Source organism: Bacillus sp. V33-4 (assembly GCF_002860225.1).
Classification (GTDB): domain Bacteria; phylum Bacillota; class Bacilli; order Bacillales; family Cytobacillaceae; genus Bacillus_BJ; species Bacillus_BJ canaveralius.
In genome coordinates this window covers 30,118-55,866 of record NZ_PGVC01000027.1, presented here as the reverse complement: position 1 = coordinate 55,866, position 25,749 = coordinate 30,118, and the positions used below count along the sequence as shown (strand labels likewise).

Genomic DNA, 25,749 nt, shown 5'->3' with positions numbered 1-25,749 from the left:
AAGCGTACTATGTCAAATAGTTTTTTTGGATTTTAGAGTAAGGCAAACACACCTATTCTAATTTAAATCCAAATTATGGATAAAAGAAGAGCAACTGACAGGAAGCTCTATGAAAGCTAACCACCAGTTCTCATGTCTGAAGTAGTTATCCCCGTTTCAATACTGTAGGGATGCATTCTGGCGTGAGTACAATCTGTTGATTTCATTAACGTACAATTCGCATTTACAGGACGAGGTGGACGATGCTTAACTCCGAGGTCTTATAGCCTCCAGAAAGTCGTTCCGATCTTACCTCGACCTCAAAAGCAGTGGCAGCTTTATTTAAATGATATTAGACAACCTAATAGTGGTTTAACAGATGCTAATAGGCAGGTATAGCTCAGTTTTTTATTCATTTCATGAAGCAAATTAAAACATTGTTGTTTTTTTGCCCGGTTTTTCTTTGTTTTCCCTAAATATATTCGGCCATTCCATTTTCCTTCAGCAGTTCGACGATTTCTTTGACAGACTGCGCTTTGTCCTTGGGACAGATTAATAGTGCATCCTCGGTGTCCGCAATGATGAAGCCGTCTACTCCTATTGTCGTGATTAGTCTGCCGTTTCCATATATGATCGAATTGCGTGTATCTATTCCCATGTGATTCGCTTTTATAATGTTGCCCGATTGATCCGGTGGGAAGATCGCGCCAAGCGCATCCCAGCTGCCGATATCATTCCAGCCAAATTGACCAGACAGAACAACGACTTCATCGGAGCGCTCAAGAATGCCGTAATCAATCGAAATGTTTTGAAGCGTCGGATAAATCTTATTAATGATTTCCTCTTCCTGCTCCGTACCCAGATAATCGCTGATTGGAAGCATCGTCTTATACAGCCGGGGCAGATAACGCTTGAAATTCTCAATAATAACGGATGTTTTCCAAATGAACATACCGCTATTCCACAAATAATTACCTGACGACAGATAGCCTTGCGCTTTCTGGAAGCTCGGTTTTTCTACAAATTCTGCTACTTCGTATACGGCCACAGGATTCGAAGCAATGGGCTCTTTATCAAAGGCGATATAGCCGTAGCCAGTAGAAGGGAATGTCGGTTTAGTTCCGATGGTTACGATTTTGTCCGTTTCCATCGCGACTGTACAGGCTTCGTCCAGCGTAATCCGGAATTGTTCTTCATCCGTTATATAATGATCGGAAGGCAATACGACCATTAAAGAATCACCGTGGGATTTTTCTATTGATAACGCCGCAAAAAGTATACTTGCAGCCGTGTTTCGCGCAACAGGCTCGATCAAAATGTTGCGTTTCGATACACTGCTATGCATGATACTCTCCAGCAATACAGCTTGAGAACGATTCGTCACGATTACTGTATTTTCCTGAGGGATAATGCCTTTGAATCGTTCGATGGTATCATTTAACATAATATCGTTTCCGCTAATATTTAAAAGCTGCTTCGGAATCTCTTGTCTGGACAGCGGCCAAAAGCGGGTTCCGCCCCCGCCCGCAAGGATAGTAGCAAATTTATTCATGATGCATCACCAAATGGGCAATATAGAAGGAAATGATACTCTCTGAGCCTTGATTAAGGTTCAACCCCGTCGAATGGATGCCGTCATAACAAGCCCCGGTTTGAGGATCAATTAGAGGGGTTTTTAATGAATTATTTCCTAAATACCATTCATAGCATAAGGCTGCTTGCTTCAGATAAGCGGTGTCTTCGAGCACGATCGCAGCTTCCTTACAAGCAAGAAGCATTTCACATGCTTCAATCGGCTGTTCGTCATAGGGAACGGCCTTTCCGTCTCGCAGCAGCCAGCCGTGGCTGCCAATCGGCTTATAATATCCTTCTTCAGAGTAGGTTTTGGATGCTAGAAAATCCAAGCTTTCCTTGGCCGTGTCCCTCAAACTAACTTTATCTGTAATACGGAATGCTTTTAATAGTGCCCATGGAAGCATCGAGTTTCCGTAGGTAAGGCTGTCTTCAAACCAATTCCAACCATTCCCCTTATTGCGGGTATATTGATTGTGCAGTCGGACCGCCATATTTTCGATCAGATCGATAATGAATGCTCTGGGCAGAATTACCTTCTCATCTGCGGTGCTTGGCGTGTGGAGATATGGAAAGGAGTAAGTTAAAGCATTAGGCGTTTCTATCAGGTAACTTAGACCGATTATGGCATAGGCTTGAGCACGTGGAGATCCGAGCGCATCGATATGCGATAATGCCTGATTGATTAAATAACGGCAGGTGTTTAGCAAATTATCGGGCAGGGAGGAGGAATGGGTGAGCGTGAATCCAAGCGCCCACAGCGTGCGTCCTTGACAATCCTCAGAGCCGCTATCCTCAACGAATGAACGGTTATAATCCATAAAGTTTCTAAAGTTTCCATCGGCATTCTGAGCGTGATGAATGAAGGAAATATAAGTATGAATCAGGTCCAACGTGACTGAATCTTTTTTGCTGCTATACAATAAAACGGCTGCGATTAATGCCCGTGCGTTATCATCTGTCGTATAGCCCATCGAGCGATCGGGAACTCCAAACTTGGTATGCTGAAAAATTCCTGTATCATCCGTTATCCTGCGCATATAATCGGACTTAAACTGTAGTATCGTTTGTACTCCCATCAAATCACACTCCTATTAGCTAACTCTGAAATCGTTATTTTCTCTTGGAATATTGTGGCATAGGTTTTCGCGATTTCGCTCCACAGCATGGTTCTTCCTAGTTCAAGTGTGCGATTTTCCATTTCTTTTATCATAGTAGGGTTGTCCAGTAATTGGAGGATGCAAGCTTCCAAGGAGGCAGAATCGCGGAAGTTTGCCAGTAAGCCCCTGCCCTCTGCCAGCATTTCCTCGGCATATCGGTAAGGAGTGGAAACTATGACCCTTCCATAACCGACTCCGTATGCCAAAGTGCCGCTAACGGCCTGATCCTTGCCTAAATAAGGAGTTATGTAGACGTCTGACATGACAAGCGATTGAATGACTTCTTCCTGCGTCAATAGCTTGTCGATGAAGAGAACGTTATGATTTAAATCGAATTCTTTCACAAGATCCATCAGCTTTTGTCTGTATACCTCGCCTGTTTCTTGTTTGACTACCGGATGTGTTTTCCCAAAAATGATATAGAGAGAATCCGGATGCTGTTTAACCACTTCGCGCATTGCCTCTATGCTATATTCAATTCCTTTGCCAGGACTTAGAAAGCCGAAGGTGGATAAAACTTTTCGATTCGCAAAGCCATATTGTTCTTTAAGCTTTGATCTTGATTCGGTTTTGACATAAGGCACGCCATGGTGAATGAAAGTGACTTTTGTGGCATCAATTCCATAAATAGAGATCAAATTCTTTACGCTAGACTTCGCCATCGTTACGACTTTAACACTTAGTTCCGCAACTCGATTCATGATGTGTCGCTGCTTGGCAGAAGGTTTAGTCAAGACGGTATGAAAAATGACGATATACGGAATACTCAGTCTCTCGACGAATGGAATCAAATACTCCCCGCTTTCTCCGCCATAAATACCGAATTCATGCTGGATAACGAGAAGATCAACGTCTGACAAGTCAAGATAATCAGCCGTATCTATATAATCCGACAGCTTGTACTGGTCAATTTCCCTCATCACCTGCTCCTGATAGTGGTAAGTTTCGTTGTTGTTGATTGCAATGATACGAGGTTTATTGAAGCCTTGAATGTGTTCGAATTCATCTAATAAATCTTGTGTAAATGTAGCAATGCCGCATTCTCTCGGCAGGCTGGTTCCTAGAAAAACGATATTCCGATTGTTGCTTGAATTTTTCATATAAAGAGCCTCCATAATTGTCGCGATTTTTGGGTAAAAAAAAGAAGATAAAGAAGTCTTTATTTTCTATAGGGAAAGTGGTATTTAATTTTCTGGAAATTCAAATTATTTCCTGTTCACACTATAACATGACCATTTTTTCTTGTCAATTTTATTGACTCTCCACCATTCTCCATATATATTAATGTAGGAGGTGCATGTATGGCAGTCATACGCAGTAAATTGAATGAAGTTATGGAAAATCACGATCCAAAATTATCTATACGTAAGCTTGCAAAAGATGTTAATTACCACTTTGATTCCGTTCGTCGAATGTATAAGGATGAGATGGTACAGTATCCCAGGGATTTGTTGCTAAAGCTTTGTCTATATTTTAATGTCCAGCCGGGACAGCTCATTAGAATCGAAGAGGATGAAGAAAGTGATTGCACGATAGATCAATCGATTGATCATGAGGAGGACGGCAATGACAAGGAAACCGATAAAAACGGAAACCTGTAAACAGCTTCTGGATAAATTTTATGCGAAGCCCCGTTTAACGAAAGTGGAGAAGCTAGCGTTCTCTGGGGTTGGAAATCGAGATGTATATAATATAACGGCCCCGTTTCGATTTGACGGGGAGGAAGTGATCTTAGGAAGAGTTGAGGAACGTGATAGTGAGTTCTCTCAAGTCTTCTTTTTTACATGCGACAATCAGATTTGGAGTCCCCGTAAACATACACATACCTATAATTTGCAGGATCCATGCACAACCATCATCAAGGGTGAATTAATTGTTGGCGGAGTTGAAGTCATCACTGCAGCCGATAATCCTGGGAAGATTGTGTCATGGATCACTCAATTTTATCGTGGGTTTCAAATTGATTCGTTACGTCACTTTTCATCTGGACCCGGTACGATGAAGGATATTCGCTTAATTGAGCTTGCGGATGGCAGGGTAGGCGTATTTACAAGGCCGCAAGGAGCAAGAGGCGGAAGAGGGCAAATCGGATTTACTATAATCGATTCTTTAGAGGAGCTCAATGAGCAAACCTTCATTGATGCAGAAATACTTCAAGATCAATTTGTTCCCGAAGATTGGGGAGGTGCGAACGAAGCGCATTTATTGAGGAATGGTCATGTGGGCGTTCTCGGGCATATAGCCTGCCTTGATATATTAGGTAACAAGCACTATTATTCTATGGTTTTTTCGATAAACCCCGAAACCTGTGAGAAAACACCTATAAAAATTATTGCTGCAAGAAGTGATTTTCCAAGAGGCCCCGGCAAACGGCCAGAGCTAGAGGATGTTATTTTTAGCGGTGGACTTATACGGTCGGGCAATGGCCGAGCAGTGCTTTCCGTTGGCGTTAGTGATGCCGAGGCTTATCAGATTGAAATCCCTGATCCTTTTATCGAATATGAATAATGAGAATGGCTTATTTGACTAGATTCTATGGTCATGTTATAATCAATATGACAAGAATTTATGGTCAAAAGAGAGCGGGAACAAACAAATGAGTAAATTTATTCTATTAAACAAGCGCACTGGTGAAACAAAGTCCCACATGAAACTAGCAAGAAAACAGGGACGCATCCCGGCTGTGTTGTATGGGATTGGTAAAGATACTTTATCATTAGAAGTTAATGAAAAAGAAATACTGGACATTTTGAAAAAAAATCCACGGGCTATTCTGCAGGGCAAGACATCCGATGAAAAAGTGATTCCGGTCATTGTTCAGAACATTCAAAGGGAAACCTTGTCGGGCAAATTGTTGCATATTGACTTTCAACATGTGAACATGGCTAAAAGCATGGATAGCAAAGTTACCATCCATTTTTCAGGAGAGGCAATCGGCGTGAAATCTGGTGGGGTACTGCAGGTGGAAATGTATGAAGTAGAAGTCCGCTGTATGCCTGATGATTTGCCGACTTCAATGGAAGTGGATATAAGCGGCCTTGCTTCTGGCGACCAGCTTCTCGTTTCTGACCTGATTTTCAAGGATGGAATTGAAGTATTGACTGATCCGAATGCTGTTATGATTCAGATCAAAACGGTTCACGAGGAAGTAGAAGAAACAGATCCCGTCCAAATATAATATAGAGAATGTGGTTACATCTCCTTACGGCAGAAAGTGTGAAAATTCATGGTTTCATGAACCTAGACACTGCTGCTTTGAGGGGATTTTTTTTTTTACTATCAGAATTTTTATCTTTGAAATTTGATACTGTCTAGCTCCGAGCACCATAGGATCGAGTGTTGTTACGAAGTGCCGTAACAACCTTCGGTAGTCAAATATTTACAGAGGTAATTAGCATAGCCTAAGCAATAAAGGAGGGAAGATGTATCAAGCACTCTTCAAGAAAGCATTTTAGTTGTCATCTTCGTATTTCATCCTCAAAATTCTGTGTATTTTAAGCAAACGTAAAGAATTTACAAATAATTTACAACTATCAGCAATTCTCCAGAAAATTCGGCTTTTCTGATGATTTCTACCGACCTTATCTTAATAAAAAATTTGCAATCTTTATATCTTTTCATTAAATCAGCTTAATATATGTTTTTTATGCTTAAGGTAATACATACACGTTGGGTTAAATGATTCACCAGGCCAGGTCTATCATTGGCTCAAGGACCAGCTCCTGCATTTAAAAGTTTTTCAGAATGAAAGAAACTAACTTTTTTGGCACGAAGGGTATATCCCGATTTCTCCAATCGAGTTAGGACTTACCATAACCGAAAAAACCTGTGTCAGAAAACTGGCAATCAACCAATGATTTAAGGGGGAAAAATAAATATGCGTAAATGGGCGATGACTTTTATCGTTGCAGTATTAATGACAATAACAGCAGCTTGCGGAAATAATTCAAGCTCTTCTGCTAATGACGGCGGGGCTGCTTCCGACACTACAGCTGAAGCTAATGAAGCCGAATTGGAAGGAACGTTGAACTTCTATACATCGCAGCCTGATGAAGATGCTGCTAAATTAGTGGAAGGGTTCCAGGCAAAATATCCTAAAGTAAAGGTAGAAACCTTCCGGTCAGGTACAGAAGAGGTTATTTCAAAAATCAAGGCGGAACAACTGGCTGGTGATATCCAGGCTGATGTACTGTTAGTGGCGGATGCTGTCACTTTTGAAAGCCTGAAGGAAGAGGATTTGCTTTTGTCTTACGAATCACCGGAAGCAGAAGGGATTTCGAAAGATTTGGTTGATCCTGATCGCACTTACTACGGCACTAAAGTAATGGCAACAGCGCTCGTTGTTAACACAGAAAACGTAGATAAAATGCCGTCGAGCTGGGATGTTTTGACCTCGGCAGAATCTAAAGGAAAGGTCATTATGCCGAGTCCATTATACTCGGGTGCTGCAGCATATAATTTAGGCGTACTAACACGCCACGATGATTTTGGCTGGGACTTTTATGAAAAAATCAGCTCCAATGAAGTGACAGTGACGAAGGGCAATGGTGATGTTCTTAAAAGTGTTGCGGGTGGAGAAAAGGATTACGGAATGGTTGTCGATTTTGTTGTTGCCCGTGCAAAATCAGAAGGTTCACCGGTTGAACTTGTTTATCCGCAAGAGGGCGTACCTGTTATAACAGAACCGATTGGGATTATGAAAGATTCGCAAAATGAAGCTGCAGCCAAGGCGTTTGTCGACTTTGTTTTATCTGAAGAAGGCCAGAAACTCGCTGCTGAGCTAGGATATACACCGATTCGTGAGGGTGTCGAGGCTCCGGAAGGATTGAAAACAATCGATGAGTTGAAAGTCATTTCTGCGGATATTAACGAACTTTTTCAATCAAGAGAAGATGATAAAAGACAGTTTGAACAAACAGTTGGTCAATAACTTGGCAACACTAGAGGAGTGGAGAAAATGATTCCACCATATCAAAGTTCATTAAGGAAAGCGAGAACGTTTTACTCGTTTTCCTTTTCTTCTATTTTTCGGAGCTGGTCGGGAATACTGGGCTTCTCATTGATTACATTTCTATTTTTACTGCCTGTATGCCGTTTGGTATGGTTGAGTGTTGTCTCGGAAGGGAACCTCAGTCTCAATCTGTATCAGGAGGTTTTAGCAGAAGCAGTAACATGGACAACGATAAAGAATACGCTTTGGATTACGATAGCGAGTACTTTTCTCTCATCAGTGTTAGGTGTAAGCCTCGCCTGGATGATGGCCTATGTAAATTTACGCAGAAAGAAATGGATACAATTATTTATTTTTATGCCGTTTATCATTCCTTCCTATATTACAACCCTGGCTTGGGTACAGTTTTTCGGCAAAAATGGCCCACTTGCAGCGTTATTTTCTTCGGACGGGCCAATCTTTAATTTATATAGTATGGAAGGAATTATTCTAGTGTTAGGGCTGTCCCATTATCCGCTTGTTTATTTATTGAGTATAGAAGTTTTTCGAAAAATCCCCCGGGAACTGCAACAGGCGGCCAGCGCAGGGGGAGCAGCAAATTGGACGATCTTTACGAAGATTGTTTTCCCGATGGCACTGCCTGGCATAGCCGGAGGAGGGCTGCTGGCTTTTTTGTCTAACCTTGATAACTTTGGAATTCCTGCTTTACTCGGAATTCCGGCCAACATTCGTGTACTAAGTACATATATTTATGAACAGGTCATAGGTTACGGGCCGACAGCATTTGCGAGGGCGGCAGTTTTGTCTGTTCTACTGGGATTGATTGCTTTAATCGGGACGGTGCTTCAGTGGTTGATTATTAGAAAAAGCCAGGTTCATGAAACGGCGAGCCGGGACATGGAACCCCGCTATTTTCTTTCAAACGGTTGGCGTTCGACTGTTGAGTTCACTCTCTGGACTTTTTTGCTTTGTACAAGCCTGATCCCTTTTCTGACGATGGCTGCAACGTCTTTTCTTAAAGCCTATGGTTTATCTTTTCGCTGGGAAAACCTTTCCTTGAAAAACTATCAATATCTATTGTTTGAAGATGCTAAAACGATAAATGCAGTTACCAACAGTGTTACCCTTGCTCTGGTTGCGATGCTTTGCTGTCTCGTAATCGGGACGACCATTGCTTATTTGCGCTTTAAACATCCATCTGTGTTTATTCGCATAACCGAGATGATGGTTACGATTCCTTATGCTCTTCCTGGTACTGTGTTTGCCCTCTCAATTATTCTCATGTGGCTGCAGCCGATCCGAGGATGGCAGCCCGGTGTGTATGGGACTGTTTGGATATTATTAATTGCCTATATTACAAGGTTTACCGTTCTGCAAATGCGCGGCAGCTTAACTGCACTTTCACAGATTGATCCTTCGATGGAAGAAGCAGCTTTGACAGCTGGTGCGGGATGGCTGGCGAAGTGGAGAAAGATCCTTGTGCCGCTCCTATTGCCTGGTGTAATGGGAGGCGCGTTGCTTGTATTCTTAACCGCTTTAACAGAATTAACAGTTTCAAGTTTGTTGTGGTCAAGCGGGTCGGAAACAATTGGGGTTGTCATTTTTAGTTTTGAACAGGCTGGTTACAGTACATTTTCAACAGCTTTTTCGAGTATGATTGTGCTGGCGATCCTGCTGCTCGGGATTTTGTTTATTTTCGTCGAAAAAGTTTGGAAGAAGCGGGTGATAAAGAACGATGATACACATTAATGAGGTAAGCAAGAAGTATGGAGGGTACACAGCACTAAAAAATATTAATCTCAAACTTCGTGAGCAAGAATTTGTCGCAATACTGGGACCTTCCGGCTGTGGTAAAACTACTTTGCTCAAGCTTTTGGCAGGATTTATGAAACCTTCATCCGGTGAGATCACGATTCATGATGATCTCGTTGCCGGTCCCTACAAGCTTGTTCCACCAGAAAAACGAAATATTAGTATGGTATTTCAATCTTTCGCCCTCTGGCCGCACATGACAGTCTCCGAGCATGTATATTTTCCGCTTAAACACCATCGTTATGGGAAAATCAAAGATAGACAGGAACAGGCTGACCGTGTTAGCGAGACGCTTGAAATGGTCGGCCTTGAGAATTTAAAGAACCGATATCCTTCCGAACTGTCGGGAGGCCAGCGCCAGCGCGTTGCTTTAGCAAGGGCGATCGTCCCCCGCCCGGCTTTATTGCTTATGGATGAACCACTCAGTGCGCTCGATGCGGAACTAAGGATGGAAATGCGTAAAGAAATTCAGGGAATTCACCGGCAGTTGGGCACAACCGTTGTCTACGTTACCCATGATCAAAGTGAGGCTCTCGCTATGTCGGACAGAATTGTGGTCATGAATAAAGGTGAAATTGAGCAAGTTGACCCGCCGGAAGCTATTTATACGAAACCCAGAACTGTGTTTGTTTCCACTTTTGTTGGAAAAAGCAATTTAATAACCGGAAAATGGATCAATATCGATACCTTTATTCCTGATGGTTTTCCGCATGTCAGCTGGCCGGATATGGGAACTTCGGTCGAACTCAAAAAGCAACATCTATACCCGATCAGGCCCGAACAATGGGTAGTCACCGAAGCGGAACGAGGCGAAGTAACGGGAGAAATTCTTTTCGCCCAGTTTCAGGGAAATGAAATTCATTATAGTGTATTAGTGAATGATCAAACGTTTAGTGTATATTCATCAGTTTTTAATAAACGCTTTATTCCTGGAGATAAGGTTAGCTTGAAAGTAAACATTGGTGTGAAGGAAACAGCGATATCCATTTGATCTGCACTTTTGGAGCTCAGTTTTCAGGTAAGCTGACTTTGTTTCGGAAAAGAGATGTAATGTGATAAAGTGGAAACAATCAGAATTATTACTGGGCTGTCTATTCTATTAGGCAGCTTTACACTTTATTTTTTCAAGAAGAGAGGATTAACATGAAGCAAACAGCTGGTCGATTTCAAAAAGAAATTACCGTAAGAAAACAAGTCAACTTAGATTATCTATTACATTTGCCGGAAGACTACCATTTTGACCAGGAGAAGGCTTATCCGCTTGTCCTATTTCTTCATGGAGTCGGAGAGCGTGGCAATAATGTAGAGTTTCTTAAAAGGAATGGGCTACCGAAGCTGGCAGAGACTAAGGAACTACCATTTATTCTTTTGTCACCGCAGTGCCCCAATTATGTGGACCGATATTCGAACTGGCTGTTAGAGTTGGATGCTGTTATCAATTTGCTGGATCAGACGATTCAAAAATACCGGGTTGATGAGAGCAGAATTTATCTAACCGGCTTAAGTATGGGCGGTTATGGTACATGGGAGCTTGCGATCCAGAATCCTGAAAGGTTTGCGGCGGTAGCACCCATATGCGGGGGCGGATCGGCAGAAAACGTTCATCGATTAAAAGATGTCCCTGTTTGGACTTTTCATGGCGCGAAGGATGATATCATTCCAATTGAAGAGACGGAACAGATGGTGGCTGCTCTTCAAGCAGCTGGAGGGAATGTAAAGTTTTCGGTCTATCCAGATGCAAAGCATGATTCATGGACGGAAACGTATAACAACCCGGAATTTTTCGAGTGGCTGCTCAGTCAAAGCAAGCTCCATTCATGAGGAGCAAGTCTATTTTGGAATTGTTTCGCAATACAAACTTATTTGTGGCAAAGTTTCGAACTTATGAAATTATGAAGTTATTCAATTGACGGTTTATTTCTCAAGTGCTATTATCTTATTAATCTTATTAAATTACTTGGTTTTCTTATCTAGAGAGGTGAAGGGATTTGGCCCGGTGAAACCTCGGCAGCGGACTCTTTTTAAGGGAGTACTGTGCTAATTCCAACAAGCACAAGGCTTGGAAGATAAGAGGCGTCTTTGCAGGACATCTTACTCTTCTTAATGATTTAAGAAGGGTTTTTTACTGCGGAAAAGGAGGGTATATAGTAGTGGGCGAATGGAACAAGAAACAACGTTTTGCAGCTTTATTGTCCGGTGAACGGGCAGACCGCCCAATAGTCAGCGGCTGGCGCCATATTTTAGACAAAGAACAGAATGCTAAAGACTTAGCAGAAGCGACCGTTGCTTTTACGAAGCAGTTCGATTGGGACTGGGTCAAAATCAATCCGCGGGCAACGTATTATGCAGAAGCATGGGGAAATACATACGATTTTCAGGATTATAGATCGGTTTTTCCGAAACAAACACGCGCAGTCATCCAAAAAGCTTCAGATGTTTGGGATATTCGTGAAAAAAAAGCTATAGAATCCACGCCATTAAAAGAGCAATTGGAGGCTGTAAAACAAATTCGTCAAGGGCTGCCTGATACTCCGCTTGTCCAAACGATCTTTTCACCATTAACGGTGCTGTTATTCCTGGCTGGCCAGTCGGCTTATGTGAATGATACGGTCTATGGCAGTGGAGATCCTGTCACCATTGCAGCATTATTGTCAGAACAAAGAACCGGTGTTCATCGCGCCTTACATGCAATTGCGCTGACATTGGCGGATTATGTAATAGAATTGAATCGTGCCGGCGCAGATGGCATCTTCTACGCTGTAACCGGTACTGCTAACCCGGATATGTTTGAGGAGGCTGCCTTCAATGAGTTTTCCAGACCTTATGATCTCATTGTGCTGGAAGCGGCCCAACAAGGGAAGCGAATCCTGCACACCTGCGGGGCACATGCCCATCCCGAACGGTTTAACGACTACCCAATTGATGGGATTAGCTGGGATACGAAGGCGGCAGGCAATCCTGATCTCGATGCAGCATTGAACGCGACAAAAGTAGGTGGTGTCGACCACGCGTTGTTTGCGGCAAATGATATTGGCCGGATTCGTGTTCAAGCTGAGGAAGCTCTGAGCATTATGGCAAATCAACCATTTATTTTAGCACCAAATTGCTCGATTCCGGTCAATGTGACGGAGGAAGCTTTAATACAGTTACGACAGTCAGTATTGAAAAAGGAGACAATGGAATGAAAAAATTAATCTTTGCTGTTTTATTAGGAATGGTATTGGTACTGGCGGCGTGCGGGAATGAATCGAAGACAAATTCAGCTTCAGAAGATAAAAAGGAAATTACCGTCGGCTTTGGGGTTGGAACGTATGAAGACCAATTCCGCAAAGGTATTTTACCGATTCTTGAGGAAAAAGGGTATAAAGTCAATATTAAGACATTTTCGCAAAACATGCAGGTAAACCCGGCGATGCAGGAAGGCTCAATCGATGCGAGTGTTTTCCAAAGTACTGCCTACATGGAGGGAATTAATGAAGAGAAAAACATGGATATGACGGGCATAGCCTTTATACCAAGTGCACCGCAGGGTTTATACTCCAAAAAGCACACATCCCTTGATGAAGTTAAAGATGGTACAACAGTGGCACTGCCAAATGACCCGGTTAATCAGGAACGTGCTGTACGAATTTTGGAAGAACTCGGTTGGGTAAAAGTGAAATCCGATGCCGGTATAACTGATTTTAACTTGAACAGCGTAGAACCGGATCAGTATGAAATTAAGTTCGAAGTATTGGATCCAGCTCAAATTTTGGTATCGCTGGAGGATGTAGATTATGGTGTAGTGAATGGGAACTACATTGCCAATGCCGGCAAGAAAATTACCGATGCGCTGAAGATTGAAAATACTCCGAAACAACACCGAAATATTGTATCGATCAATAAGAAAGATAAAGACACACAATGGGCAAAAGACTTGAAAGCAGCTTACGAATCGAGTGAATTTGAAGAATATATCAATTCTGAAAGCAAATATGATGGTTTCATTTTACCGGAGGCATGGAAAAATAATTAGGAAGGACTTGAGTAAAATGGGAAAGAAACGCATACATTTTATCGGCGGAGGCCAAATGGCTGAAGCGATGATACGTGCTGTTGTGGCCAACCAGACAGTGGCGGCTGGAGATATTAGCGTTACCGATATTAATGAAAGTCGGGCCCTGCTTCTCTGTGAATCATATGGTATTCAATGCCCTGCTTCACAAGAAACTGCCGTAGCTGAGGCCGACCTGGTCGTTATTGCTGTTCGTCCACAGGATGACCTAGCCGGATTGGGCAGGACTATCCGCCAATTTGCAGCACCGGATGCGGCCATTTTATCAATCGTTGCTGGTGTGACGATTGAAAAACTCGGCAGCTACTTCGGATCTGACCGTCCAATCATCCGTTGTATCCCAAATACCTTGACTGATACAGGGTTAGGGTACAGCGGTGCAGCATTGAATGACTATGCTTCCAAAGAGCAAGTTGACACCTTCCTAAACGGGTTTGGCAAAGTGCAATATCTTGATGAATCACTGATTGACATTTTTACAGGGTTCGGCGTGGCAGGACCGAATTACGTTTATTATTTCATAGAATCATTGGCCGATGCCGGCGTGCTTACAGGATTACCGAGGGAACAAGCCTGGGAAGTCGCTCTGGAAAATGTCGCAGGTGCTGTCGCGATGTTAAAGCATAGCGGACTTCATCCGAGGCAATTGTTGGACATTAATAATTCACCCGGCGGCGTCGGGATCAATGCCCTCTATGAATTAAACAACAGTGACTTCGCGGCGGGATTGCAGCGAAGTGTCCTGGCAGCCGTGAAGCGGACAACTGAACTAGGAGGACATCAGCAATGACGACGTTACATTGGGACCATACCGTTCATTATGTAAACGACCTGGAAAACGCGATTGAAACGTTTAAAGAAAACGGACTGATTGCATTCAAAGGCGGTTCGCATAAGCAGTGGGGCACATACAATGCCCTCAGCTATTTTGGCTTGACGTATATAGAGTTTTTGGCCATTGAAAACCGTGAATTAGTCGTCAAAGCCGATCCGTCAAACGTGGTCGTCAAGGATGCAATCAAGATGTTGCCGGCAAATGAAGCCTTCAGCCGCGTTGCCATCCGTACCGACGATATCGAAGATACAGCTGCTACATTGAAAGCAAACGGGTTAAAACTGTCACCCATCATTGATGGAAAACGTTTAAACACGCTCGGCCAATTGATTGAATGGCGGATGATGACGATTGAGGGTGATTTTCAGGGTCTTGTCTACCCATTTGTGATCCAGTGGAAAGGCAACGACGAAGATCGTTTGGAAAATCTCACAGCATCAGGGATTATCCAGCCCCATTCGGCCGGTGATGTTTCACTCGATCAAGCGGTTTTCCACGTGCAGGACCCGGCTGCTGTCGCGGCACATTGGCAAATGCTATTCGGGCTGTCAGTTATCGAATCGGGCGATTCCTCTGTAACGCTTGGGATTAGCGGCAAGTCGTTTATTTTCAAACAGGGGGCTGCCAATCAGTTAACACAGCTTGTTTTTAACACGGACGCAAATGATTTGAAAGGCAAATCGATAAAAATCGGGGAAGCTGAATACGTTTTTTAATCTTATGAAGTTACGATTAATGAGCGGAACTTGACATTTACGAGCGAAGAAAGCAGGACACCAATAGGTTTCCTGCTTCTTCTATACTGTGCTAGAAAGAAATAATCATTCCATTTTTCCCTGCGTAAGTGCCCATGGTGGCCCCCATATAATGCACAATTACGTCTTTAGGATTAAAGTTTTGAATGATTTCTTGTCTCATCAGTTCTGCATCATCTTCGTTGCCAGTGTGCGTAATCCCAAAAATGGTATCCGAGAAATCTGCTTTCCTTTCGCTAATGATTTCGATTGTTTTTTTATGAAATTTCTTCGTGCCGCGAATTTTCTCCTTCATTTCTACGACGCCGTTAATACCCTCTAAAATCACTTTAATATTAAGGATTTTCGCAACAGAACCCTGGAATCTGCTCAAGCGTCCACCTTTTACGATGTTTTCGAGTGTATCGAGGAGAATCAGAATGTTCATGTTTTTCCTGTATTCTGCCAGGTTTTCAATGATTTCTTCCATTGCATGACCTTTTTCAGCAAGTTCTGCAGCCCTGATAACTTGGAGGCCATGAGATAAAGAGCCAGCCAGTGTATCGAAAACCGTTACATTTCTGTTGGAGATATCTTTGCCGAGAAGAGCTGATTGATAGGTTCCGCTCAAACCCGAGGAAATGGTCAGGCAAAGCAGTTCAACGTTTTCTTCAAATTTGTTAAAGACTTCTGCGAAAGCTGCAGGCGATGGCTGTGATGTTTTCGGAAGCTCGCTTGAAGAAAACATTTTGACGAAAAATTCTTTTGGCGTTAAGTTAATCCCTTCTAAAAACTCTTCATTTTCTAATTGAATTTTTAAAGGAACGACAGCAACGTCGTATCGGTCTAACAATTCCTTTGGCAAATCTGCCGAGCTGTCCGTAATAATTTTGATCAATTCTGATCACACCCCTAAAAATGGAATATTTAATTAAACTATAACAGGTCTGTGATTATCACCATAAATTATAGCTTCAATCCTTTATTGAATTTTTTTAAGTGAGGGTCAGGCGCTCGTTGATAATGAATGTATGAAACCTTTGTGACATGTGTCCTGGTTAAGAAAATTTCGCTACGAGGATGATAAAATAAAGTTAAGAACAACAAATTTATTATGCACCAAAGGGGTGGTAATGGAACGAAAGATAAACTTATCTTTTTTTAAGCTTACTTGTGAAGTTATTCACGAAGGTGCATTATTTTTGAAAATTTCAAGAGGAAGGAGGTCTTTGTGATGAAATATAAAAAATCAATAAGTATTCTGACCTTATTATTACTTGTTTTATCGTTGGTTGCTTCAACTTATGGAATATTTTCAAGCGCTGGCTCCGGACCGCATCAATTTACCACATTGTCCGGTGAAACGATCCAGCTCTATGGGAAAGGAATTTATAAAAATGATTCTGTTTCAGGCGCTGAACAGGAAATAGCCCAGGATATCGTCACCCTTGGATTGGGAATTCCACTGCTCATGATTGCCCTTTGCCTATCGAGAAGGGAATCGATTCGCGGCCGTTTTTTGCTCGCCGGAACGTTGGGATTTTTTTTATACACCTATGCATCATACTCTTTTCTGACCACCTACAACTCGTTTTTTCTCCTCTATGTGATCCTGATGTCCGCTAGTTTTTTTGCATTCATATTAACGATTATGTCTTTTGATATGAAAAAAATGGCTGGTAATTTTAAACCGCGTATGCCCGTAAAATTTATTGGCAGCTTTCTTATTTTTATCGGGGTAGCGATCTTGATCATGTGGCTCGGCAGGATTATACCGGCACTAATGAACAATACGGTTCCTTATGGGCTCGATCATTATACAACGTTGGTGATTCAAGCCCTGGATCTCGGCCTTATCGTACCGGGAGGGATTTTATCGGGAGTGCTTGTACTAAAAAGAAAGCCGTTCGGATTTTTGCTCGCCGCCATTTTTATTGTCAAGGGATTTACAATGTTGACGGCAATTACCGCCATGTCCATCAGAATGATCATTGCCGGGGTCCAATCAAGCTTTGCAGAGATTGCAGTTTTTACTGTATTTAACATCGTCATTATCTTTTGTTTGTATCTTGTTATGAAAAATATTCAAGAGCCGCCACAGTACGTCGGCTGGAAAAGTATCATTAAACAAGGAAAGGAGCGTCGACTTTAATGAAGACGATTATCATTTTTGCAACGAAGCATGGCAGTGTAGAAAATGCTGCAAGATTACTGAAAACGAAGCTGGGAGAACACGTGGATTTAGTAAATCTGGCGAAGGAGACGAGACCTTCAATAGAAGAATATGATACCGTTATTCTTGGCGGATCAATTTACGCAGGCAATATACAGAAGAGTTTAACTAAGTATATAGGTGAAAGTTTACCTCAGCTTTTACAAAAAAATGTCGGGTTATTTATTTGTGCCGCCGAACCAGATTCGCAAACAAGATTAAAGGAACTTACTGGTTCATTCCCGCCGGAACTGTATCATCATGCAAAAGCAAAAGACATTTTGGGGTATGAAATTCACTATAGCAAGATGAATTTTTTTGAAAAAATGATTGTGAGATCGCTGATGAAAATTAAATCAGACCATTCTGCCCTATCTATCGAAAATATTGATGATTTTGCGAAATTCTTGAAGGCAGGCTAGCTTATTTTAGCATTGCTAAAAAAATGTAACAGGGCCAGTCATTGAGAGGCAGTTGAACTGGTCCTTCTAAATTTTAAGCTGAAACGGGAATGGTATAGAAACTCGTTCCAAATCCATTAAACACAGGAATTTGGAGAACAACATGAATTGTTTCAAAAACAAGACCCCGGCGCACAATACCGGAGTCATTTGTTGCCTGCGAAGCTTAGGCCATCTTAGACAGCCACATTTTTATAATGCGTCTTTCAACGATATAAGTTATTTATTCCCTAAAAATGCTGCTGATTTTCTCAATTTCTTCAGCCGTTAGCTCGACATCCAATGTTTTTAAATTGTTTATTACTTGTTCTGGTTTTTTTGCACCGGGGATCAATACGTCAATTGAGTCCCGAGTTAAATACCAGGCAAGCACAACATGGGCAGCTTCTGCGTTTTTGGCATTGGCAATTTCACGAACTTGTTCGACTTTTTCGAGGTTGCGGATAAAAGCTTCTCCCTGGAAGAGTGGATTTTTTGCACGTCCGTCTTCAAATTTTGTATCTTTATTGTATCTTCCGCCTAAAAGCCCGGCTGCAAGCGGGAAATAAGGAACGAATGAAATGTTATGTTCTGTTGTATATGGCAATATCTTCTGCTCGACCTCACGTTTGAATAAGTTATATTCAGACTGCAGGACATCAACATACCCATCCACATTTGCTTCCTTTAATTGCTCGATTGAAAAGTTGGATACACCAATGGCTTTTATTTTTCCTGCATCTTTTAGTTCTTTTAATGCACCGACAGCCTCGGCTTTTGGCGTATGTTCATCAGGAAAGTGAATATAGAACAAATCAATATAGTCAGTTTGCAGTCTCTTTAAACTTCCCTCTACCGCCTCTTTTAAAAATGCTGGAGAGTTATCAAGAACGACCTCGCCATTGACAAATTTATGGGCGCCTTTCGTAGCAATGACTACATCGGAGCGGTTGCCATTTTCTTTAACCACTTCGCCAATTAATTCTTCAGAGCGCTCAGGGCCATAAATGAAGGCCGTATCCAAAAAGTTGATGCCATTGTCTAAAGCTGTACGAACTACTTCTTTTCCGGTATCTTCACTTAGATTTGGATAAATATTATGCCCGCCAACCGCATTCGTTCCAAGCCCAATTCTGTTTACATACAAATCGGTGTTGCCAATACGTACTTTTTCAGCCATCTTCATGTTCATCTCCTTTTTGTGTTCAGTCCTATCATACAAAAATCAGAGGGGAATTTGAAATAATTGGTTTGCGCGATATTCATTCTATTATGGTGAGCCGCATTACTGGTGCTTATTACGACGGCGAGGTTATTGGCGTTGATTTTCATATAAAAGGCGAGGTAGAAAAGGATAAAGCCGGTCAGTATTTGGCCCTCTATGAAATCTTTGATGGTGATGAAAGGATGGGTGAAACGAAAGAATTAGTCTATTTGAACCCTACAGATAAAGGTTATGCAGGACATATTCAGCTGAATTATCCAAAAGCAGAATTACCCCCTGAGGCTACTTTTCCACTGGCCTTTTAAGAATTGGAAAAGAAGAAGGGGGATGGAAATTTGATGTCCCAATTAAGCAATTACCATACGAAACAGCCGAAGTGGATAAAGAAAGCAGCGATATTCATTCAAACATAAAGGTTCATTTTGATTCGATTATTGCAGGAAGGTCATCTACCGCAATTGATTATACAGCAACTTTTCCAAATGAAGGAACAAAAGATCAAGTCAGGCTGGAAATTTATGATGACCAAGGAAAAAGATTTGAACGGTTGACAGACGGGATTGATTTGGAGACTACAACCAAAGATAATCAAATAAAAGTAAAAGGAAGAACAATAATTCCACAATCAACATACTTAGAAATCAAGCCAAGTGTGGCATTATATGAAAAAGATCAATTCATAGAGTTGGAGAAGAAAACTCCATTTGAAATAAAAAGCAGTAGGCAGAATCTCGCTGTAAAAGTAGAAAAAATGGTCGTGGAGGGCAAAAATTTCAGCGTTGATTTTCAAGTTAACAATGGAGACCCCAACAACCAAGACTTCACGTTTTTTGAAAATTTTGCCCGTAATGACGTTTCGTTAGTTAAAGAATCAGAGAAAGACACTTATGAAGAGCCGCTTAAACATTCATTGAATGTATTAGACAAAGAAAACTTACGTTTCAAAAGCACCTTTGATATTAGCAAAATAGACGATCTCCAGGATTATGTTCTCAGGGTGAATTTAAACTCATTAGGTATGAACATGCCAGTTGAATTAGAATCGGTGAAAATTAATTTGGAGGAATAGCGTCTCGGTTAGTTAGCTGCTAATATAAGTATTTCGAAAAGATTGGCATAAAATGAAAGACTAGCCCCGAATAGAAGCTAGTCTTTTCCATATTTATGAAGCTTTTACATCCGCCTGGTTTTCGGCCATTTCTTGCTTTCTTCCAAATGCACTTAAAAGCAAACCGACTCCTGTACCTACGAGGGCAGGCACGACCCATTCCAGTCCAACTGAGGAGAACGGAAGCACTTCACGCAAGGTTTGTAGTGGGCCCAAATCGAGGCCAAATGTGTTTAATCCGCCGATTACGGCAAATACACCCGTAAATAGCATCGCGCTGCCGTATACCTTTTTCGTATTTTTGAAATAACGATTAAAGAAGGCAAGTGTGATCAAAACGATTGTTAATGGATAAGCTGTAATGAGGAACGGTACAGATACTTTCAAAATTTGGCTTAAGCCGAGGTTCGAAAGCGTGAATCCAAACAGGGTGATGACGAGAACGACTGATTTATAACTTGCTTTTGGAATTAGTTTTGAAAAGTATTGGCCGCATGCTGCTGTCAGTCCGACCACTGTTGTAAAGCAAGCTAAAGTAAAAATGAATCCAAGCAAAGCCGTACCGTTTTGTCCCAATAACAGCGTTGAAGCAGCGGACAGGATTTCTGTCCCGTTTTCAAAAGGCCCATTTACTGCCATTTTTCCGCCAATCAGTCCTAGGCTCACATACACAAGTGTAAGTAAAACTGCAGCGATGACCGCAGCTTTCAATGTGTATTTAGTTAATTGCTTTTCATCGCGGACTCCTCTTTGCTGAATAGCGGTGAGGATCACGATTCCGAACGCGAGCGAAGCGAGGGCATCCATCGTGTTATACCCTTCTAAAAATCCTTTAAAAAATGCTCCAGCCTGGTAGTCAGCAGCCGGTGCTTGCAACGGCGCATCGAGATTGGCAAACCCGACTGCGCACAAGACAACCATTGATAACAGCAGGGCAGGTGTAATCCAGCGGCCCATATACTTTTCCATTTTGGACGGGTTTAAGCTGATCACAAATACGAGTGAAAAGAAAATTACAGTATACAAAAATAAGACCAACGCTGCGTTTGCAGATTCAGGAACGAAGGGCATTACGCCCATTTCAAAAGCAACATTCGCATTTCTCGGAATTGCCAGGAACGGCCCAATTGATAGATAAACAATCACCATAAAGATTGCGCTGAAATATGGGTGAACGCGGTTTCCGATCGCCTGTGCTCCGCCCTTTGCAAGCGAAACGGCAAGCAAGACTGCAAAAGGAAGGCCAACTGCAGTTAGAGTAAATCCAGCCATGGCGAGCCAGAACGCAGTGCCCGATTGAGCTCCCAGAAATGGAGGGAAAATCAAATTCCCTGCTCCAAAAAACATTGAAAATAACATTAATCCAATAAATAAGGTGTCAAATTTCCTCATGGTTTTCTCTCCTTTACTGTATAAAAAAAATAAAAAAACCCGTCCCTAAAAATAGGGACGAGTTTGTGCTCGCGTTACCACCCTTATTCCGCAGCTTTTAAAAAAACTCGCGGCTCTCAGTCAACGTACGATCATACGTGCTCCATTGTAACGGCGGAGGACCCGTCAAAGCTTACTGTTTTCAGCTTTGCATCTCGGAGATGATCTTCGGATAAGTACTGAACACCGGCTTCCACCAACATGCCGGCTCTCTTTAGAACAGTGATCCCATCTTACTCTTCTCGTCATCAATTTTATTATTAAAAATAATTTACCAGAGGGAAAATGATATGTCAATATAATAAAATAATTTTAATAATTCTATCATTAATTACTTTTTAGCAATTAAACCAAAATTAGCCAGGTTTACAAACAATAAAGAAGCCATTAAAGTGAAAATAAAAAGAATCGGAGATAATTTAATTGAAAATGAAATCATGAAATATACGATGAGCATAAAAATCCGATCGGAGAGGCAACACGCAGAGAGGTCCGTAAGCTGGCGTACTGGCATGAAACCTTTCATTTCTGGATTATAAGCCATGAGGATGACATAGATTATCTCTATTTTCAGCTTCGCACTTAGGAAAGGCCATGAATTAACAAAGCAAATTCAAATAACAGGGGATAATAACACTGTTAGGCTACGTTAGAATATCGACTAGTTGACAATCAAGTATGTTTTGTATTATGCTTAACGGTAATTAGTTGAATAGTTCTCCTAGAGGGGAGTAGCTTTTACAGCAAAGTCGTCATTTCGGAGTTTTACCACTCCCGGCTTTGTTGGCAACATAACGTTGTTAGCAAGACCTTTGCCTGTTGGTAAAGGTCTTTATTTGTATTTAAAACCTTTACCGCATGTTGGTAAAGGTTTTTTAATTATAATGAAGGGAAAAAACCATGTGTTTTTTTCAACAGGATGTATGACTATTCAGCTGTCGATTATAAAAAAGGAGAAATGAAAAATGAATAAAAGGAAAGTATCTTTTAAGGAATTAATCAGAAAAAACAAAGAAGAGCTGTTAAAGGATAAGCTTGAACTCGAAAAAATCGAAAAGCGCGTAGATGAAAAAATACGCAAGGTTAACTAAAAGTTTCTATTATTATTCAGGAGGGTATTCGGTGTTATTAAGAAAATATATGTCGCTTGTCGGAATAGGTTCAGCACAGATCGATCTTATTCTGCAAAAAGAAACTTACAAACAAGGAGATCCTGTCCATGGACATTTCTTGATTAAAGGCGGCACGATTGAGCAACACATTAAACGAATCGACTGTGATTTGGTTATGATTGATCACGCTGAGGGAACAGAAAAAGTAGTAGATACTGCTACGATTTTAACATCAACACGTATTGATTCGGAACAGTTCAATGAAATTTCATTTTCTTTCCAGCTGCCAGCTTTTGTGCCCGTTTCAACGGAGGATAGATCATACCGTTTTAAAACAAGGCTTACCTTTAATGAAGGTGTGGAAAGCAAGGATCAGGATATGATTCAAATCATCCAATAAACAAGGGTTTCGGACACAAAGGCAAGTTTCCAGCGGACTCTCCTGGATTTTTTCACGAAAAAGACGCCTAATGAACGGACATAAAACGATGATTTAGATGATTGAACTTTTAATAAATGAATATTATTGCTTAGAAGGTTGCCGGTTAATAATGCCCTGTGGTTTAGTAGTAATGGTCAAGCATCTTCTGGAATAGGATAGGAAGCGGGCTTTTTACGGACTTGCATGTTTTATGAGTACTCCTTCGTGGAAAATAACAGTGTTAGTCCATAATCACTGTAACAAGGAGACAAAGAATGACTGCACAGAAGAGTCCGGGGCGGAATATCTATTTTTAGACATCGCTGCTGCCCGTTCCGATGCGAGCGGGTGACGATTCGATAAGCAATGTTAAGCAAGAAAGGGGGCATTTAACTTGAAATCATTCAGTGAATTGGCTCAAAGTGTAAAATTTTCGAAACAGGGCTCACAAACGATGCTGATGAGGAAGGACTGTGACCTTGAATTTATAGGTGCGGGAAGAAGTGCTTTTGTATTCAAGATTCGTTCGACCGATAAAGTCTTAAAGGTGTTTTTCCCGCCGTTTACGGAAGTGGCAAAGGAAGAGGCAGAGGTTTACAAAGCTCTTGGAGAAACTCCGTTTTATCCGGTATTGTACGATTCCGGAGACAATTATATCGTCATTGATTTTGTTCAGGGGAACACTTTATTTAGCTGTTTGGAAAAAGGGATACCAATTACACATCGACATATTCAAAAAGTGGATGAAGCGCTTCGTTTTGCCCGTAAAAGAGGGTTAAATCCGTCCGATATTCATTTGCGAAATATCCTGATCACACCTGCAGGTGGTATAAAACTTATTGACGTTGCCCGCTTTCGGCAAACGAAAGATTGCTCCCAATGGGATGATCTAAAAAATGCCTTTTATGCGATTTATAGCCACCGGATCTTCCCTAAGAAAATTCCTGCATCTTTGCTGAACCTTATTGCTTTTATATATAAGAAATGCGAAGCGTGTTTGCAAAAAACTGAAAAAGTAAAAGCAAACAGGGCAAGCAGGCGTTCTTTTCCTTCTGGAGAGGACTGCTTATGAGCAACATCTTTCATCCTCTAATCCTTAATTAGAATCTCGTACACCTCGACACCACGAATAATGAATGCATAAAAAGGCGTGCTTTATGGAAAATACAGAAGAGCTTTCATTTATGTGGTTCGAGTTTTTATTTCATTATATATAGCTGGAGGTTGGTTTTTTTGGCAACAGAAATATTGGTACTTATTGTACTGATAATTTTAAATGCATTTTTTGCTGCATCTGAGATTGCATTAATTTCATTGAATGATAATAAAGTAAAAATGATGGCTGACCGAGGCGATAAAAAGGCAATCATGCTCCATAATCTTCTTTCAGAACCTAGCCGTTTTTTGGCTACGATTCAAATCGGCATCACACTTGCCGGATTTTTAGCAAGTGCCTTTGCCGCTGAGAGTTTTGCCGGGCAATTGGCAGAAACGCTTTATAATCTTGGTGTTCCGCTTTCCAGGGATTTGCTTGCCACGATTTCGGTAGTCGTCATTACACTGGTGCTGTCCTATTTTACATTAGTGCTCGGCGAGCTTGTCCCAAAGCGGCTTGCTTTGCAAAAAGCCGAAGCGATTGCGAATTTTGCAGTGGCACCTTTAACGTTCTTATCTAAAATATCTTCCCCGTTTGTAAAATTATTAACACTATCAACGAACTTAATTGTCCGTATGTTCGGAGTCGATCCGAATGCCGATGATGAGCATGTCACCGAGGAAGAAATTCGCATGCTCGTTGACGTCGGCAAAGAACGGGGAACGATCGAAGAAGACGAAAAAATGATGATTAACAATATTTTCGAATTCAATAACAAGACAGTTTCGGATATCATGACGCATCGGACAAACATAGTTGCGATCCCGATTGATTATACCCTAAAAGACACGGTCGAGCTTGTAAGTATTGAAAGATACACGAGATTTCCGGTCTATGAAGAAAATATCGATCATATTGTTGGAATCCTCCATGTTAAGGATTTAATCCAGTTTGTTGAAAACTCTGAAGCGAAAAAATTCAATCTCCGCGAAATGATACGTGCCCCTTTTTTTGTCCTTGAATCAAAAAGAACGGATCATTTGTTTAAGGATATGCAAAAAAACAATGTCCACATGGCGATAGCAATTGATGAGTATGGTGGTACAGATGGAATTGTTACAATCGAAGATCTGATCGAGGAAATCGTTGGCAACATTTTTGATGAATATGATGAACCTTTAGCGGGTGATGAGGAAATTAAAGAACTCGGACCGAATACTTATTTGATGGCGGGAACCACCAATCTTTATGAAGTCGAGGATATTGTGGACAGAGAACTGCCAACCCAGGAGTATGATACATTGAGCGGATTTGTAATCGGGCAGCTCGGCTATATACCTCCGGTTGAAGGCCAGCCTTCCATTGAAGCTGAAAATATTGTGTTCACGGTTGTCGAAATGTACGATAAACGGATTATGAAAGTGAAGGTCGAGGTTAAGGAAGAAACCGATTTGCCGGAGTAATAAATCGATTGCTTCTTGTCGTATATTAAAAAAATAGCATAAAAGTGAAGCTATCTAATTTCTCTGGGATTGTGGGACTGGATAGCTATTTTTTCAAGCTCAATTTTCATAATGTTTAAAACAGTTAGATTAGTTGTACTAACT

The 25,749-nt window shown here is 41.5% G+C and carries 25 protein-coding genes, 1 riboswitch and 1 other annotated feature; of the genes, 19 read left to right on the top strand and 6 right to left on the bottom strand.

Features of this window, described 5'->3' with window-relative positions:
* Positions 1–451: 451 nt before the first annotated feature.
* The 3 genes from CVD23_RS10785 to CVD23_RS10775 are packed head-to-tail and all read right to left on the bottom strand — an operon-like array spanning position 452 to position 3,811.
* Complete coding sequence (locus CVD23_RS10785) at positions 452–1,531, bottom strand: mannose-1-phosphate guanylyltransferase (protein WP_101575167.1); 1,080 nt, start codon at positions 1,529–1,531, stop codon at positions 452–454.
* Positions 1,524–2,630: a glycosyltransferase gene (locus CVD23_RS10780; RefSeq protein WP_101666008.1), complete on the bottom strand. Its 1,107-nt coding sequence runs from the start codon at positions 2,628–2,630 to the stop codon at positions 1,524–1,526. The genes CVD23_RS10785 and CVD23_RS10780 overlap by 8 nt, the downstream gene beginning before the upstream one ends.
* A complete protein-coding gene (locus tag CVD23_RS10775; RefSeq protein ID WP_101666007.1) occupies positions 2,630–3,811 on the bottom strand; it encodes a glycosyltransferase family 4 protein in 1,182 nt (393 codons plus the stop codon). The genes CVD23_RS10780 and CVD23_RS10775 overlap by 1 nt, the downstream gene beginning before the upstream one ends.
* 201 nt (positions 3,812–4,012) lie before the next feature.
* Between CVD23_RS10775 and CVD23_RS10770 the strand changes: the two genes are divergently transcribed.
* The 11 genes from CVD23_RS10770 to CVD23_RS10720 all read left to right on the top strand — a co-directional run bounded on the left by CVD23_RS10770 (position 4,013) and on the right by CVD23_RS10720 (position 15,079).
* Positions 4,013–4,312 carry a helix-turn-helix domain-containing protein gene (locus CVD23_RS10770; protein ID WP_245917217.1) on the top strand — a complete coding sequence of 100 codons (300 nt, stop codon included), beginning with the start codon at positions 4,013–4,015 and terminating at the stop codon, positions 4,310–4,312.
* Positions 4,278–5,219 carry a DUF1861 family protein gene (locus CVD23_RS10765; RefSeq protein ID WP_101575170.1) on the top strand — a complete coding sequence of 314 codons (942 nt, stop codon included), beginning with the start codon at positions 4,278–4,280 and terminating at the stop codon, positions 5,217–5,219. The genes CVD23_RS10770 and CVD23_RS10765 overlap by 35 nt, the downstream gene beginning before the upstream one ends.
* An 88-nt stretch (positions 5,220–5,307) precedes the next feature.
* Complete coding sequence (locus CVD23_RS10760; protein ID WP_101575171.1) at positions 5,308–5,889, top strand: 50S ribosomal protein L25; 582 nt, start codon at positions 5,308–5,310, stop codon at positions 5,887–5,889.
* A 699-nt stretch (positions 5,890–6,588) separates the two neighbouring features.
* On the top strand, positions 6,589–7,641 hold the full coding sequence (locus tag CVD23_RS10755) for an extracellular solute-binding protein (protein WP_101666006.1): 1,053 nt from the start codon (positions 6,589–6,591) through the stop codon (positions 7,639–7,641).
* Positions 7,642–7,668: 27 nt separating this feature from the next.
* Positions 7,669–9,411 carry an ABC transporter permease gene (locus CVD23_RS10750; RefSeq protein ID WP_101666005.1) on the top strand — a complete coding sequence of 581 codons (1,743 nt, stop codon included), beginning with the start codon at positions 7,669–7,671 and terminating at the stop codon, positions 9,409–9,411.
* On the top strand, positions 9,398–10,465 hold the full coding sequence (locus tag CVD23_RS10745; RefSeq protein WP_101666004.1) for an ABC transporter ATP-binding protein: 1,068 nt from the start codon (positions 9,398–9,400) through the stop codon (positions 10,463–10,465). Before CVD23_RS10750 ends, CVD23_RS10745 begins: the two co-directional genes overlap by 14 nt.
* A 152-nt stretch (positions 10,466–10,617) precedes the next feature.
* Positions 10,618–11,295 carry a prolyl oligopeptidase family serine peptidase gene (locus CVD23_RS10740; protein WP_101666003.1) on the top strand — a complete coding sequence of 226 codons (678 nt, stop codon included), beginning with the start codon at positions 10,618–10,620 and terminating at the stop codon, positions 11,293–11,295.
* A 142-nt stretch (positions 11,296–11,437) separates the two neighbouring features.
* A riboswitch (SAM riboswitch) is annotated at positions 11,438–11,547 on the top strand.
* A 77-nt stretch (positions 11,548–11,624) separates the two neighbouring features.
* Positions 11,625–12,659: a uroporphyrinogen decarboxylase family protein gene (locus CVD23_RS10735; RefSeq protein WP_101666002.1), complete on the top strand. Its 1,035-nt coding sequence runs from the start codon at positions 11,625–11,627 to the stop codon at positions 12,657–12,659.
* The gene (locus tag CVD23_RS10730) at positions 12,656–13,489 is read left to right on the top strand and encodes a MetQ/NlpA family ABC transporter substrate-binding protein (RefSeq protein ID WP_101666001.1); all 834 of its coding nucleotides are present in this window, start codon (positions 12,656–12,658) and stop codon (positions 13,487–13,489) included. Before CVD23_RS10735 ends, CVD23_RS10730 begins: the two co-directional genes overlap by 4 nt.
* A gap of 16 nt (positions 13,490–13,505) precedes the next feature.
* Positions 13,506–14,318: a pyrroline-5-carboxylate reductase gene (proC, locus tag CVD23_RS10725; protein WP_101666000.1), complete on the top strand. Its 813-nt coding sequence runs from the start codon at positions 13,506–13,508 to the stop codon at positions 14,316–14,318.
* The gene (locus CVD23_RS10720; protein ID WP_101665999.1) at positions 14,315–15,079 is read left to right on the top strand and encodes a VOC family protein; all 765 of its coding nucleotides are present in this window, start codon (positions 14,315–14,317) and stop codon (positions 15,077–15,079) included. Before proC ends, CVD23_RS10720 begins: the two co-directional genes overlap by 4 nt.
* Before the next feature lie 91 nt (positions 15,080–15,170).
* Here CVD23_RS10720 and CVD23_RS10715 read toward each other — a convergent pair whose 3' ends face one another.
* Entirely contained in the window at positions 15,171–15,995 is an 825-nt protein-coding gene (locus CVD23_RS10715; protein ID WP_101665998.1) for a DegV family protein, read from the bottom strand.
* Positions 15,996–16,331: 336 nt separating this feature from the next.
* Here CVD23_RS10715 and CVD23_RS10710 point away from each other — a divergent pair, with 336 nt between their 5' ends.
* Both CVD23_RS10710 and CVD23_RS10705 read left to right on the top strand, forming a co-directional pair.
* Positions 16,332–17,249, top strand: coding sequence for a hypothetical protein (locus tag CVD23_RS10710; RefSeq protein ID WP_101665997.1), 918 nt, complete (start codon positions 16,332–16,334; stop codon positions 17,247–17,249).
* Positions 17,249–17,731: a flavodoxin domain-containing protein gene (locus CVD23_RS10705; RefSeq protein WP_101665996.1), complete on the top strand. Its 483-nt coding sequence runs from the start codon at positions 17,249–17,251 to the stop codon at positions 17,729–17,731. The genes CVD23_RS10710 and CVD23_RS10705 overlap by 1 nt, the downstream gene beginning before the upstream one ends.
* Before the next feature lie 262 nt (positions 17,732–17,993).
* Here CVD23_RS10705 and CVD23_RS10700 read toward each other — a convergent pair whose 3' ends face one another.
* Positions 17,994–18,929 (bottom strand): aldo/keto reductase, encoded by a 936-nt coding sequence (locus CVD23_RS10700; RefSeq protein WP_101666037.1) that lies wholly within the window; start codon positions 18,927–18,929, stop codon positions 17,994–17,996.
* A gap of 71 nt (positions 18,930–19,000) precedes the next feature.
* Here CVD23_RS10700 and CVD23_RS10695 point away from each other — a divergent pair, with 71 nt between their 5' ends.
* Both CVD23_RS10695 and CVD23_RS10690 read left to right on the top strand, forming a co-directional pair.
* The gene (locus tag CVD23_RS10695) at positions 19,001–19,279 is read left to right on the top strand and encodes a hypothetical protein (protein WP_101665995.1); all 279 of its coding nucleotides are present in this window, start codon (positions 19,001–19,003) and stop codon (positions 19,277–19,279) included.
* 71 nt (positions 19,280–19,350) lie between these two features.
* Complete coding sequence (locus CVD23_RS10690; RefSeq protein ID WP_101665994.1) at positions 19,351–20,043, top strand: DUF5643 domain-containing protein; 693 nt, start codon at positions 19,351–19,353, stop codon at positions 20,041–20,043.
* A gap of 93 nt (positions 20,044–20,136) precedes the next feature.
* On the opposite strand, the gene brnQ is transcribed toward CVD23_RS10690, so the two are convergent.
* Complete coding sequence (gene brnQ / locus CVD23_RS10685) at positions 20,137–21,474, bottom strand: branched-chain amino acid transport system II carrier protein (RefSeq protein ID WP_101665993.1); 1,338 nt, start codon at positions 21,472–21,474, stop codon at positions 20,137–20,139.
* Between the two features lie 50 nt (positions 21,475–21,524).
* Positions 21,525–21,771 (bottom strand) — a binding site (T-box leader).
* Between the two features lie 707 nt (positions 21,772–22,478).
* Here brnQ and CVD23_RS10675 point away from each other — a divergent pair.
* The 4 genes from CVD23_RS10675 to CVD23_RS10660 all read left to right on the top strand — a co-directional run bounded on the left by CVD23_RS10675 (position 22,479) and on the right by CVD23_RS10660 (position 25,605).
* Positions 22,479–22,604 carry an FbpB family small basic protein gene (locus CVD23_RS10675; RefSeq protein ID WP_101575186.1) on the top strand — a complete coding sequence of 42 codons (126 nt, stop codon included), beginning with the start codon at positions 22,479–22,481 and terminating at the stop codon, positions 22,602–22,604.
* Between the two features lie 31 nt (positions 22,605–22,635).
* Positions 22,636–23,025, top strand: a complete 390-nt coding sequence (locus CVD23_RS10670) for a sporulation protein (RefSeq protein WP_101665991.1) — start codon at positions 22,636–22,638, stop codon at positions 23,023–23,025.
* 415 nt (positions 23,026–23,440) lie between these two features.
* Positions 23,441–24,118, top strand: a complete 678-nt coding sequence (locus CVD23_RS10665) for a protein kinase family protein (RefSeq protein ID WP_257988300.1) — start codon at positions 23,441–23,443, stop codon at positions 24,116–24,118.
* A gap of 161 nt (positions 24,119–24,279) precedes the next feature.
* Positions 24,280–25,605, top strand: a complete 1,326-nt coding sequence (locus CVD23_RS10660) for a hemolysin family protein (protein WP_101665990.1) — start codon at positions 24,280–24,282, stop codon at positions 25,603–25,605.
* The last annotated feature ends 144 nt before the right edge of the window (positions 25,606–25,749 follow it).

What these genes read in the sequence shown, in the direction of transcription:
- CVD23_RS10765 (WP_101575170.1), top strand. Translation starts at nt 4,278, where the DNA reads ATGACAAGGAAACCGATAAAAACGGAAACCTGTAAACAGCTTCTGGAT.
- CVD23_RS10710 (WP_101665997.1), top strand. Translation starts at nt 16,332, where the DNA reads ATGAAATATAAAAAATCAATAAGTATTCTGACCTTATTATTACTTGTT.
- CVD23_RS10720 (WP_101665999.1), top strand. Translation starts at nt 14,315, where the DNA reads ATGACGACGTTACATTGGGACCATACCGTTCATTATGTAAACGACCTG.
- CVD23_RS10760 (WP_101575171.1), top strand. Translation starts at nt 5,308, where the DNA reads ATGAGTAAATTTATTCTATTAAACAAGCGCACTGGTGAAACAAAGTCC.
- CVD23_RS10705 (WP_101665996.1), top strand. Translation starts at nt 17,249, where the DNA reads ATGAAGACGATTATCATTTTTGCAACGAAGCATGGCAGTGTAGAAAAT.
- CVD23_RS10740 (WP_101666003.1), top strand. Translation starts at nt 10,618, where the DNA reads ATGAAGCAAACAGCTGGTCGATTTCAAAAAGAAATTACCGTAAGAAAA.
- CVD23_RS10745 (WP_101666004.1), top strand. Translation starts at nt 9,398, where the DNA reads ATGATACACATTAATGAGGTAAGCAAGAAGTATGGAGGGTACACAGCA.
- CVD23_RS10780 (WP_101666008.1), bottom strand. Translation starts at nt 2,630, where the DNA reads ATGGGAGTACAAACGATACTACAGTTTAAGTCCGATTATATGCGCAGG.
- CVD23_RS10770 (WP_245917217.1), top strand. Translation starts at nt 4,013, where the DNA reads ATGGCAGTCATACGCAGTAAATTGAATGAAGTTATGGAAAATCACGAT.
- CVD23_RS10755 (WP_101666006.1), top strand. Translation starts at nt 6,589, where the DNA reads ATGCGTAAATGGGCGATGACTTTTATCGTTGCAGTATTAATGACAATA.
- CVD23_RS10700 (WP_101666037.1), bottom strand. Translation starts at nt 18,929, where the DNA reads ATGGCTGAAAAAGTACGTATTGGCAACACCGATTTGTATGTAAACAGA.
- CVD23_RS10730 (WP_101666001.1), top strand. Translation starts at nt 12,656, where the DNA reads ATGAAAAAATTAATCTTTGCTGTTTTATTAGGAATGGTATTGGTACTG.
- CVD23_RS10775 (WP_101666007.1), bottom strand. Translation starts at nt 3,811, where the DNA reads ATGAAAAATTCAAGCAACAATCGGAATATCGTTTTTCTAGGAACCAGC.
- CVD23_RS10750 (WP_101666005.1), top strand. Translation starts at nt 7,669, where the DNA reads ATGATTCCACCATATCAAAGTTCATTAAGGAAAGCGAGAACGTTTTAC.
- proC (WP_101666000.1), top strand. Translation starts at nt 13,506, where the DNA reads ATGGGAAAGAAACGCATACATTTTATCGGCGGAGGCCAAATGGCTGAA.
- CVD23_RS10785 (WP_101575167.1), bottom strand. Translation starts at nt 1,531, where the DNA reads ATGAATAAATTTGCTACTATCCTTGCGGGCGGGGGCGGAACCCGCTTT.
- brnQ (WP_101665993.1), bottom strand. Translation starts at nt 21,474, where the DNA reads ATGAGGAAATTTGACACCTTATTTATTGGATTAATGTTATTTTCAATG.
- CVD23_RS10675 (WP_101575186.1), top strand. Translation starts at nt 22,479, where the DNA reads ATGAATAAAAGGAAAGTATCTTTTAAGGAATTAATCAGAAAAAACAAA.